Below are 12,305 nucleotides of genomic sequence, written 5' to 3'. Positions count from 1 at the left end.
ACTGGTTCCACTGGACTTACTGGCTCCACTGGGCCTACTGGAACTACTGGCTCTACCGGTTCCACTGGAACTACTGGGGCTACTGGTTCCACTGGGGCTACTGGCTCTACTGGGCCTACCGGGGCGGCTAGTGTAGGATTAACAAACTATCTATATGTTTTTGATACTACTAACCAATCAATTGCAGTAGGAAGTAATGTTACTTTTAACACAAATGGACCTATAACAGGAACTGCCCTTAGCCACATCACAGGTACTGGAAATATTATAATTAATACACTAGGAACATATGTAGCAGAGTTTCAATTACAAGCATCTCGCGAAAACCAATTCTCCCTCGAACTAAATGGTACACCAATTTCAGGTGGACGTTTTGGTACGGGGTCACCACATACAATAAATCAAGGTACTGCTGCTTTTACCGTAACAGTTGTTCCTTCAACATTGACTTTAATAAATAACACCTCTTCAGCAGGTACTATCACTCTCTCAAATAGTGATGGTGGCTCTTTAACAAATGTATCTGCAAGTATAAGTATTTTTCAGGTCGGATAATTAATTTGGTTAGAAAAGTAATTCATAAAGTTTACAAATAAAAAAATGAGGCTTCTCTTTTCTAGAGAAACCTCATTTTTTTTATTAAATTTTAAACTGACTCGTATACAAATCAAAATAAAACCCTCTATCTTCCATGAGAGATTCATGATTCCCTCTTTCTAAAATATTTCCATCTTTTATAACAAGAATTTGATCTGCTTTTTCAATTGTTTTAAGTCGATGAGCGATCACAAAACTTGTGCGACCTCTCATTAAATTATTTAGTCCTGCTTGTATTTGTAATTCTGTTCTTGTATCAATATTTGATGTCGCTTCATCGAGAATTAATATATCTGCATCTGCTAAAATTGCTCGTGCAATCGCTAGAAGTTGTTTTTGTCCTTGACTTAAATTCGATCCTTCTGAAGCAATTTCTGTTTCATATTGATTTGGCAAATGCTTAATAAAAGAATGTGCAGATGCTGCCTTAGCTGCAGTGATAACTTCTTCATCACTAGCATCTAAGCGTCCATAACGGATATTATCCATAATCGAACCAGCAAATAAATACGTATCCTGTAAAACTACTCCTATTTTACTTCGTAAAGAATTAATATCATAATCTTTTATATCTTTTCCATCAATATGAATTTGTCCTTGCTGTATATCGTAAAAGCGAGTTAACAAATTAATGATTGTTGTTTTCCCTGATCCAGTTGGACCAACTAAAGCAATTGTCTCTCCTGGCTGCGCTTTAAGACTCACTTCTTTTAAAATCGTTTTATTTTCTGCGTAGCCAAATGAAACATTCTCAAGTGCAACATGCCCTTGTAAATTTTGTACAACGAATGCGTCTTTTTTATTTTGAATTTCTGGTACCTCATCCATAATTTCAAAAACACGTTCTCCACCAGCAACTGCCGCTTGAATTGTATTCATTAAAGTCGCAAATTGACTTAGCGGTCTTGAGAATTGACGAGAATAATTAATAAAAGCCGCAATAACTCCTACTGTTGTCATTCCGTTTAAAACCATAACTGATCCAGTCCCAATGACAAGCCCCATACCTAAGTTATTAATAAAGTTCATACTTGGAAAAATAAAAGCTGAAAATGTATCAGCCTTCGTAGCTGAAACTCTTAGCTGTTCATTAATTTTATTGAAATTTTGTACAGTTTCTTTTTCTTTTCCGTACAACGTTGTAACATCCGCACCTGTAATTGCTTCCTCAATAAATCCATTTAATTCACCTAAATCTTTTTGACGCTTCGCAAAGTTTTTACCACTATATGCAACTAGTTTTTTTGTAACGTAAAACATAATAGGTACTGTAATTAAAGTTACAATTGCTAAAATCCAATTTAAGGCGAACATTGCAATCGTTACACCTATAAAAGTTAACGCTGATGAAATGATTTGTACAACACTTTGTGTCAAAGCTTGATTCAAATTATCTATATCATTTGTCACACGGCTCATTAAATCACCTTGGGAACGCACATCAAAGAACCGTAAAGAAAGCGTTTGGATTTTCTCAAAAATATCTTGTCGTATTTTTTGAATTGTTTTTAATGCAACGTTAATCATGACAAATGTTTGTAACCATGTTAAAAGTACAGTTACACCGTAAATCACGATAAGTAACATACACATTCTTGCTGTACCACTTAAATCTTTCGGTACAATATATTGATCTATAATAACTCCCATAAAATAGGGACCTAATAATCCAAGTAATGTAGTAACAACGACTAGAAATATAACAAACATAAGAGCAGCTTTTTGATAGCCCATATAGTTCCATACCCGCATTACAGTTCCTTGAGCATTTTTAGCTTTTCCCATCTTTGGGGTGTTTCGTCCACCTTTATTAGCAAATTGCCCTTGAAAATTACGCATGTTCTTCCCCACCTTCTTTATCCAAATTACCACCTTGGGAAAGATAAATTTCCTGATAAACCTCACTTTGTTCTAACAATTGTTCATGTGTACCATTGCCAACTAATTCACCATTATCTAATACAAGTATTTTATCCGCATCCATTATGGAAGAAATTTTGGACGCAATTAATAAAGTTGTTGTGCCTTTATATTTTGTTTTTAAAGCTATTTGAATAGTAGCCTCTGATTTTGCATCAACTGCTGATGTAGAATCATCTAATATGAGAATCGGTGGCTTTCTCACAAGTGCCCTTGCAATTGATACACGTTGTTTTTGTCCACCTGATAGATTTGTCGCGCCTTGTGTTAAATTATATTGATAAGATTCTTCCAGCTTATTGATAAACTCAGTCGCACAAGCTGATGCAGCTGCTACTTCCAGCTCGTCATGTGTTGCATCTTCTTTACCATAACGTAAATTTTCTTCTATACTGCCTGAGAACAACAACGCCTTCTGAGGTACAAACCCTATTGAAGCACGAAGTTTTTGCAAATCATATTTTTTAACATCTATTCCATCTATACATATTTCACCATGATCCACATCATATAGACGTGGTAACAGTTTCGCTAAGGTAGATTTACCACTTCCAGTTGATCCAATAATCCCTACTTTTTCACCTTTTTGAATGCTAAACGAAATATCTTTTAAAACGTATTCATTATTTTTCGTATAGCTATAACTAACATTTTTAAATTCGATATTTCCTTCAATTTTCTCAGGTTCGATCGCATTCGCTTCGCTTATAATATCAACCTCGGTATTTAACACTTGCTGTACACGATCCGCAGATGGAAAAGCTCGCGCAATTTGAATAAATACCATGCTAATCGACATAAGTGACATTAAAATGATATTCAAGTAATTAATAAATGCCAAAATCGCTCCTACTTGGAGCGTTCCATCGAATACTTTTTCTCCACCAATCCATAATGTTGCGACAATCCCGCCACTTACAACTAGCATAATGATTGGCATCATTAAAGAAATAAGTTGCACAGCTCGAATATTTATCTTCGTTAAATTTGTATTTACATTTCCAAATTGAGCGATTTCGTATTTTTGTCTTACATACGCTTTTATAACACGCACACCAGATAAATTTTCTTGTAGCTTTGTATTCACTTTGTCTAATGCCTCTTGCACCTTTTTAAATGTACCACTTGCTTTACTTGCAATTAAAATAATCGCAAGTAATAAAATCGGAACAACTACAAGTAATATTGGAAATAACTCTCGCGCTGTTACAAAAACAATAATTATACTTCCGATAAATAACAGTGGACCACGAACGAGAACACGTAATGTCATCGTCATTGCCGATTGAATGGAAGTGATATCATTTGTCACGATTGTTAATAATTTACCTGTTCCAAATGAGTCCCGATTATTACTAGAAAATGTTTCTATTTTCGCAAACACATCTTTTCGTATGTCTGTAGCGAAATTAACAGCTGCTTTTGTAGAATACATCATACACCCAAGCCCTCCAACTAAACCGAGTGCTGCTGCTCCTATCATAAGAAGCCCCATTTTTATTACATAATTTAAATCCCGATTTGCAATCCCAACATCAATGATATGTTGCATAATAGTCGGTTGAATTAAGTCCATCGCAACCTCAAGTACCATAAATAGCGGCCCAATAATAGCGAAGAACATGTATGGTTTTAAATACTGTAATAACTTACGAAATGATTTCATACATAATCTCCTTTTCCCATGAAATTACCACTGAATAATTCATATCCCTCCTTATTTAAGCGATATTTTTTGTAATTTCTTCATTACTTCTATTATATTATGTAAATTAATATTTAACATTATTAAATGATAAGTATTAATGACTTTCTGGTCAATAAATGTGCTTTATATTATGTAAATACAAAAACCGCATTCTTAATGAAAAGAATACGGTTTTTAATCTATATTTCTTCAATTGTAAAATGTAAAAACTCAGTCTCAAATCCCTTATTTTTAGAAGGACTACACGTGTAAAAACCTATTTTAATAGGCTCATTCCCTATATCCTCCATTAAATGAGCGATTCTTATTTGTTCCCACTGATGGCTCTTTTTCACATATATTGTATAATCACCGCGTTTTCGAATAATTCGAAAACGAAGTTGTTGCTTAGCTGCTTCAGTTGGATAATCTTGCGTTGACCAGTCAGAATATCCATTATTCGTTACGACAGCACCTAAGTGAGATGGCCCTTCAGGGATATATTCTAAAGATGTTTTTAACCAACAGTTCTCCGAAATCATAACAAAAAGACCTGCTTGATCGAATTTTGAATTTGGATTCATACGTAACTGAACTTCAGCTTGAAAGTCTGTCATCATCTCATTATAAAATACATGACCATTCATTACTTCAAAACCATAATGTGTTTTAAGCCAAAAATCAGTTTCTGCTTTCGAACGGACAATAAACGCATGATTATCATTAATTTTATAGTATTCAGGTACATTCATTATAGTGAGTTGCTCAATATGTTCTGGTATATACGATATATTCATAGCTCCTCCATAATAAAGCATTTATATAGACATTTAAAACTCCGCTAATACTGGGAATTTATAACCTTTAAAATCTAACTCTTTATCACTTCGAACCATTAAATACTTGCTAGACTGTACTTCTGTAAACTGTACATCCTCAACCCCTAATTGATCCGGAGAAAAATAAAATTCGATTTCCGTAAACCTTTCATTGATTTCTCCACATAATTCATCTAAAACCGGAAGTACTGGCGCAAATACTCCAAATAATTTCAACTTTTCATTTTCTACTTCATAAACGATTAGAGCATCTAGTTTCTCTGAATAATACAATTTCTCATTCCATTCCGAATCATACATATTCAAATAAAATGAAGGATGGAAGTTTAAAGTTGAAAAACTATTTGAAAGTCTTTGGCTACTATCAATAGTTTCATGTATTAACTGTCTATTCTCTATATTATAGTAATCTAACTTTTTAAGTAGTGAATCGTTATTATTAATATTTTTATCATATGGTATAGTCATCAAATATTCCTGCACAACTTTAAATCCAAATGCTGTATATAGTTCAGGGTTTTCCGTAAACAATAATGCACATTCACATTTCTTATCGATTTCTTCTATCATTTTACCCATTAATTGTGTCATTAACCCTTGTCTACGGAAATTAGGGTGTGTCATTACTGATTGAATACCCGCCGCATTTATTTTTTCACCATTAATTAATAATGGGAGTGAAAATGCCGCAACATTTGCAATCACTTTATCTTCTTGTAAAAACGATAAAGCTTTATATGTATCATCCCAATATCCTTTATCCGAAAAATCATTCAATGTTTGAGTTTTAATTCCAAACACTTCTTCAAATAAAGGAAATAACTGCTCTCTTTTCGGTTCTTCTATTAGAAGACTTGCCAATTTTTCAACATTCCCCATGTTGTACCTCCAAATGTTAAATTCCATTAAATTAGATATACTTATATGACCTACTCTTAAAAATAGAGGTCTTACCAATCAATATACTATCATAAAACATAAAAAAAAAGTCTAATTAATTTTATGTTTTGACTATTTGAAAATAAGTCGAATAAAACAATATTAAGATTTCTGGATATTAATTAGTTTATTATATAAAAATAGCGCTTTCTAATTAGCTTTTACTAATAGAAATACACTATTTATAATAAAATTTTTTTATTCTTTTATCCCTTCAAGTCTTTCCTTCGTATTAATTTCTTCTCCACTTATACGCTTTTCAAAAGACTTTCTCCAACTACTTGAAAGTGCATTTACTTCTAATATTCTTTTTACCCCTTCAATATTTTGTTTTTCCTTATGCATGATACGATTAGCAAACGCTATTGAAACACCTTTCGGATCAGACTGTAGACTTTTTAATGTATCGACTGATGATACCCACCCTTCTTTTAATACACGAAAATAAAATCCTGTATATCCTGTTTCTTGAAAATATAGTGGTAACTTTGGAATATTATATTTTTTTGCTAATTTAAAACAAGGTTGCCTTGGTTGTGTTACCTGTACGATTGCCTCTCCGAGCTCAAACGTATCACCAATACAAACATCCTCTTCGCGCATACCACTAACTGTTATATTTTCTCCGAAAGCCCCATATACAAGATCTTGATTCAATTCTTTTTCCCAGTATGGATAGTGATCACCAGTATAAACACAAACTGCTTTAACTACTCCTCCATGATGAACTAAGTCCGCCTGTCCATCTCCATTAAATTTTACAAAGGATAAATATACCGGTTCCTTTACTTGTTTCTTATTTATGCCTGTATGAATTACTTTTCCGCCGTATATAACCTCTTTTGGTAATCCTATATTTAAAGATAATAATTGATATTCATTAGCCATTCTATTTCCTCCTTTACAGGTGTTACATGTATTTTCTCTCGATTAATTTTTACAACCCTCTCTGTTACATAAAGATGATTATAAAACCTCTAAAATCATTGTTCAATTCAATTATTTATATAATAATGATAGGTATAACCTATCATTATACTTGAGGTGATTCCAATCGAATTACGACAACTTGAATACTTTTTAGCTGTTTCAAAAGAATTACATTTCACAAAAGCAGCTGAAAAATTAAATATTTCACAGCCTTCACTAAGTCAACAAATACGTGCATTAGAGCATGAAGTAGGAATGCCACTTTTCGATCGAATTGGTAAAAAAATATCATTAACTGAAGCAGGGAAGATTTTATTATCACATAGTAAAACCATTTTTCATGAAGTCGAACAAGCTCGTTCAGCTATTCAAGACCTAAACGGATTACAGCAAGGTTCCTTAACAATAGGGGCTTTGTTAACCGTCGTAAATTATTTACTACCACCAGCTATTTTAAATTTTAATAATTTATATCCCAATATAGAACTTTCTGTATTAGGGCTTCGTACAGGAGATATTCGTGAAAAATTATTACAAAACGAACTAGATATTGGAATTACATTTCTCCCGGTGCAAGATAAAGAGATTATCTCCATCCCTCTATACACAAGCGATCTTACATTAGTCGTGCCCACTGGTCATCGATTAGCTGAACGTAACCATGTATCTATTGCTGAATTACAGAACTACCCTTTAATTCTTTTGCCTAAAAATTTCTTTTTAACCGAACTAATTACATCTCATTGTCAAAAATTCAACTTTAAACCAAGGCCAATTTTAGAAATTAGTACGATGGAATCTTTAATCCAAATGGTTTCCAAAGGAATGGGAATTACAGTGTTACCCAAACCATATATAGACTTTTTACAAAATAAAAACATTCAAGCTATTAAAATAGAAAACCCTACTCCAATAATTGAAATAGGGCTAATTTATAGAAAAGATAAATATATGTGTGCTGCAACTCGAGAATTTATTGAGCAACTAAAAATCACAGTACGTTCTTTCCAAAACTAAACAAAAGAGATTATCCTATGAAACCGTTTCACAACAATTTAGTAGAATAATCTCTTTTCAAAACAAAGTAAACATTATATTTAACTCTTATAAACTTTAATGTACCTTTTTAGATATTGGAATATATTTAGTAAAATATGCACCAACTAGCAATAATACAATTGAAAATAACCAAGTAAAAGCACCGCCAAAATGAAACCAATATGCAAACATATTTAAGATTGCAAGTGAAAAGAAGCAAATAGAAGTTAACGAACTTTTCAATCCTTTTATCCCAGATTTTTTTCTCTTTTGATAAGCAATATACATCGCAATGACAAGAAAAAAGATAAGAACAAATGGTAACATAACTTTTAGTATTGATAATCCCTCCAGTATAAATGCACTCTTTACATCACCATCTTATCCCATTTATCTTTTAGGTATCAATTCATTCTTATCTTCCTTCCAAAAGTCAGTATAAGTTTTATTTTTAAAGTTCACGTTCACCTCAGAAAACGGCATACTTCCTCCAACTTTCAATGAATACCAGTCGTTTAAAAGTGGTGATCCGAAACAAATCTTCATTGTACGATCATGTAAATCGAATAATACAGAATGTAAAGTTCCAAACCATTCTTCATAGTTATGCACAGTAAGTCCAGCAGGATATTCTTCTTCTACTAACTTTTTTAAAGACTCTATGCTTACTTGTTCACATCTATTTAAATGCTCATGTAAAAGGTGATATCTCTTTGTTGATTGTTCTAATTTCCTATTATTTAATTTCTGAATTGATGAACTAACTGCATGGTTTGTTGATACAATAAAAGCTTGTTTTTCACCATCAATCGTTATTGTGGATTTATGACCGTCAAATATTTCAATATATGCTGCATTTAAAGGATCAGCTATTATTAAATTAATATTACTAGCAATTGGGATTTCTTCTATTAGTAACTTAGCTTCCTGCACATTTTTACATTTCTCCAACAACAATCGAATTACCGCAAAACATTGTAAACCACTCACCATTGGCTTTCTTAAACCTGCAATATTTCCTACTGGTTGACCACATGCTGAAAATGTAACAGCTAATCCATGCTCGTTTATCCCTTCCGTTCGGCCAAAATATTGAGTAGAAAAGCCACTATGTGCATACGCACCTTCAACATGAGTTGAACAAAAACGCATATCATCTATTACTGGTGACAAATCATAATTCCTTAATACATATGTGTGCTCTAAATCGGTCTTTTTAGGTAATACTGCACAATGACTACAACCTGCTTTCAATAGTGTTTGATAGTAATACATCATATTTTTTGAAGGAATTTTTAACACTTCACAAAACCCCTCAATTTCTTCATTTATGCCTGGACAATGTTTGTTTAGTATATTTCTCGATTCTGTCCAATGGTTATTAGATATTACATTTTCTTCGTGTATAAATTGCGGGATGAGATACGGATTTTGTTTCACGAATTCCCCTTGTTGCTTTCCAATCTCATAATAACTTCCTTTTAATGATGAAAAATACCCCTTTACTTGATACATCAAACTCCCCCTCACATTGGATATATCCATATCGTACCAAATGGATTTCATTCATCCTTGATGTTTTTTACTATCTTTCTTTAACACCATCCCATTTTAATATCTCCACTAATAATTATTTACTAGACAATTAAAGTTTTGTTAATATTGCTGTAATAGCTTTATTTCAAAATAAAGTAGTTTGGATATCAAATGAGCAAAATACTTTGTTAAACCCACTTATAAGCAATCATCTAATTCATGAAATCAAAAAACTTATTTATCAAAATAAAAGGAGAATTTATGTATAAGTAGTTGCAAACCAATTGATAAATTAACTATTGAGGACCTAAAACAAAACCCCATTTGGGAATGGGCAATAGATGAAGAGGAAAACGAAGAACATGACGAAACATGGGTAAAACCAGCGGCAACTACTAATTTTACAGAAGAATTAAACGGTTCAATCGTACTAGGCGAATTATTCTTACATAATGGTGAAAAATTCCCTATGATGTGTGAAATTGATATTGAAGGTGACGAGGCCGTAATTCGTTCTGTTGTTTATTATAAGGAAGCAAAAAATGAGTATATTTCTATAGAAGATATTGTGAAAACGGTCGAAATGCCGTTATCGATTATTATTAATCTTACAATTCATGCAGAATCCAAAACCTTACGCTTCACTGCACATAAAGTAGATATTTATAAAAATTCAATAACGACTAATTTTAATTAAAGTTGGCCGAAATAAAGAAAACAATTATGAAATACAAACTGGGGAATCATTAACGATTCCCCAGTTTTTTAAACTATATTAAAGTATCCCCTTTTCCACTAAAGTCTCTGCGATTTGAACTGAATTCCAAGCCGCACCTTTTAATAGGTTATCGGAAACAATCCAGAGGTGGAATCCGTTTGGCGTATCAGGATCTTTACGTATTCTTCCGACAAATGTATCTATTTTCCCTTCTGCATATAATGGCATTGGATACAACTGTTCACTAGGGGTATCCTGCAAAATAACACCTGGTGCATCCATTAGTATTTCCTTGATTTCCGCAACGCTTGCTTCTTTTTCCAGTTCTATATAAACCGATTCTGAATGCCCCGATACAACTGGAACACGTACACAAGTAGCTGCCATTTTCAGGTTTTCATCTTCTAATATTTTCTTCGTTTCTTGAATCATTTTGACTTCTTCAAAAGTGAAATCATTGTCTGTAAATATATCTACTTGAGGCAGTACATTAAACGCTATTGGATAATGTTTTTTATCTTTTTTCACCGGTAATATATCACTCTTCACTTCTTCACCTGCAAGTATAGACTTAGCCTGCTCTTTTAATTCATGAATCGCATGAATTCCAGAACCAGATACAGCTTGGTATGTTGAAACGATAATTCGTTCTAATCCGAATGATTTTCGTATTGGCTGAAGTGCTGTTACCATCTGTAATGCTGAACAATTCGGAACTGCAATGATACCGTTATGTTCCTTTAAAGTATGTGCATTTACTTCTGGAACAACGAGTGGTACATCGTGCACCATTCGGTACTCACTCGTGTTATCAATTACAATCGCACCGCTAGAAACTGCATGAGTTACAAATTGTCTAGATACCTCTCCACCAGCGCTAAAAAAAGCAATATCTACACCTTCAAAGCTAGTTGTTTTTGCCTCTTGTATAATTATCTCTCGTCCTTTAAATTGCACTGTCTTACCAGCAGATCGTTTTGACGAAAGCAATGTAACTTCAACTATATTAAACTTCATTTCATTCTCTAACAGTTCAATAATTTTCTGCCCTACTGCACCTGTAGCCCCAACAACAGCTACATGATAACTCTTTTTGATCATCTTTTCTCCTCCAATATCACTTGAATGAATATTTCTACAATTTCATTTTATAAGGGATTTAATCATTTGGAAAATTGAAATACATGATATAATCATTCACAAATCATGATAATAAAGGAGGGACCATTTATGGAGATGAGACACGTTAAAACATTTTGTGCCATCGTTAAGTATGGTGGTTTTTCTAAAGCTGCTCATGCGCTAGGTTATGCACAATCTACTGTTACAGCACATATGAAAGCTTTAGAAAACGATTTACATATCCCTCTTTTCGATCGGTTAGGAAAAAAAGTACTACTTACAAAAGCGGGTCATCAATTTCACCCTTATGCTTTAGAATTACTTGCAATATATGAAAAAGCACAAGAAATCCCCCAAAATACCGATCATTTGGAAGGGACATTAAGTATTACATCTAATGAATCATTAGCGGTGTACCGATTACCACAATTATTACGTACTTACAAACAGAAAAATCCGAAAGTAAATATCGTACTGGAAACAAACACAAATGAACAAGCATTACAAAAATTACGTGAAGGAGAAACAGATGTTATCTTCATAATTGGAGAAAGTATAGAACATAATGATTTTATTACGCGCACTTTTAGTAATGAAACATTTGGATGGATTCTACCCGCTTATTCCGCTGCACACGCAAATCCATTTCAGTTATTACAGGACACCCAGTTTATTTTTACAGAACAAAGCTGCGGGTATAGACCGATGGTAGATCGTTTTTTACGTCAAAGCGGGAATATTCCAGATAAAACATTTGAAACTTCCAGTGTTGAAGTCATTAAACAATCTGTTATGTGTGAGTTAGGTATTTCAATTCTTCCTTATATCGTTGTACAAGAAAGTTGTCAAAAAGAACAACTGTGTTTTCAGCCTATCGAAACTCCAGCAGTTATTCAAAGTCATGTCATCTATCATAAATCTAGATGGATTGCTCCGGTGTTACAGTCGTTTCTTTCCTTACTTGAACGAGATTAAGATA

The 12,305-nt window shown here is 33.1% G+C and carries 11 protein-coding genes and 1 pseudogene; 4 read left to right on the top strand and 8 right to left on the bottom strand.

Annotated elements, in window-relative coordinates; translation table 11 throughout:
• Positions 1–555 (top strand): annotated as a pseudogene (locus tag ACQRBL_RS11590) (collagen-like protein); the annotation flags it as partial.
• An 84-nt stretch (positions 556–639) separates the two neighbouring features.
• Here ACQRBL_RS11590 and ACQRBL_RS11585 read toward each other — a convergent pair.
• The 5 genes from ACQRBL_RS11585 to ACQRBL_RS11565 all read right to left on the bottom strand — a co-directional run bounded on the left by ACQRBL_RS11585 (position 640) and on the right by ACQRBL_RS11565 (position 6,870).
• Positions 640–2,436, bottom strand: a complete 1,797-nt coding sequence (locus ACQRBL_RS11585; RefSeq protein ID WP_023521904.1) for an ABC transporter ATP-binding protein — start codon at positions 2,434–2,436, stop codon at positions 640–642.
• Positions 2,429–4,183: an ABC transporter ATP-binding protein gene (locus ACQRBL_RS11580; protein WP_000834774.1), complete on the bottom strand. Its 1,755-nt coding sequence runs from the start codon at positions 4,181–4,183 to the stop codon at positions 2,429–2,431. The genes ACQRBL_RS11585 and ACQRBL_RS11580 overlap by 8 nt, the downstream gene beginning before the upstream one ends.
• Before the next feature lie 221 nt (positions 4,184–4,404).
• On the bottom strand, positions 4,405–5,001 hold the full coding sequence (locus ACQRBL_RS11575) for a DUF1349 domain-containing protein (RefSeq protein WP_097919977.1): 597 nt from the start codon (positions 4,999–5,001) through the stop codon (positions 4,405–4,407).
• A gap of 33 nt (positions 5,002–5,034) precedes the next feature.
• Positions 5,035–5,922: a GNAT family N-acetyltransferase gene (locus ACQRBL_RS11570; RefSeq protein ID WP_000528665.1), complete on the bottom strand. Its 888-nt coding sequence runs from the start codon at positions 5,920–5,922 to the stop codon at positions 5,035–5,037.
• Positions 5,923–6,180: 258 nt separating this feature from the next.
• Positions 6,181–6,870, bottom strand: coding sequence for an MOSC domain-containing protein (locus tag ACQRBL_RS11565; protein ID WP_411996327.1), 690 nt, complete (start codon positions 6,868–6,870; stop codon positions 6,181–6,183).
• A gap of 156 nt (positions 6,871–7,026) precedes the next feature.
• Here ACQRBL_RS11565 and ACQRBL_RS11560 point away from each other — a divergent pair, with 156 nt between their 5' ends.
• Entirely contained in the window at positions 7,027–7,929 is a 903-nt protein-coding gene (locus tag ACQRBL_RS11560; RefSeq protein ID WP_000612240.1) for a LysR family transcriptional regulator, read from the top strand.
• A 96-nt stretch (positions 7,930–8,025) separates the two neighbouring features.
• Here ACQRBL_RS11560 and ACQRBL_RS11555 read toward each other — a convergent pair whose 3' ends face one another.
• Together ACQRBL_RS11555 and ACQRBL_RS11550 are read right to left on the bottom strand one after the other, a co-directional pair.
• A complete protein-coding gene (locus ACQRBL_RS11555; RefSeq protein ID WP_024927934.1) occupies positions 8,026–8,289 on the bottom strand; it encodes a hypothetical protein in 264 nt (87 codons plus the stop codon).
• Between the two features lie 51 nt (positions 8,290–8,340).
• The gene (locus ACQRBL_RS11550) at positions 8,341–9,465 is read right to left on the bottom strand and encodes a C45 family autoproteolytic acyltransferase/hydolase (protein ID WP_000285230.1); all 1,125 of its coding nucleotides are present in this window, start codon (positions 9,463–9,465) and stop codon (positions 8,341–8,343) included.
• Between the two features lie 286 nt (positions 9,466–9,751).
• On the opposite strand from ACQRBL_RS11550, the gene ACQRBL_RS11545 reads away from it, so the two are divergent.
• Positions 9,752–10,183, top strand: a complete 432-nt coding sequence (locus tag ACQRBL_RS11545; RefSeq protein WP_411996331.1) for a hypothetical protein — start codon at positions 9,752–9,754, stop codon at positions 10,181–10,183.
• A gap of 78 nt (positions 10,184–10,261) precedes the next feature.
• Here ACQRBL_RS11545 and ACQRBL_RS11540 read toward each other — a convergent pair whose 3' ends face one another.
• Positions 10,262–11,305 carry an aspartate-semialdehyde dehydrogenase gene (locus ACQRBL_RS11540; RefSeq protein WP_078993331.1) on the bottom strand — a complete coding sequence of 348 codons (1,044 nt, stop codon included), beginning with the start codon at positions 11,303–11,305 and terminating at the stop codon, positions 10,262–10,264.
• Between the two features lie 129 nt (positions 11,306–11,434).
• Between ACQRBL_RS11540 and ACQRBL_RS11535 the strand changes: the two genes are divergently transcribed.
• The gene (locus ACQRBL_RS11535; protein ID WP_411996326.1) at positions 11,435–12,301 is read left to right on the top strand and encodes a LysR family transcriptional regulator; all 867 of its coding nucleotides are present in this window, start codon (positions 11,435–11,437) and stop codon (positions 12,299–12,301) included.
• Positions 12,302–12,305: the final 4 nt, after the last annotated feature.

The organism is Bacillus sp. AF62, assembly GCF_050312695.1.
In the GTDB taxonomy this organism is placed as follows: Bacteria; Bacillota; Bacilli; order Bacillales; family Bacillaceae_G; genus Bacillus_A; species Bacillus_A cereus.
Note: the sequence above shows the minus strand (reverse complement) of the source record. Positions and strands in the feature narration are given on the sequence as shown.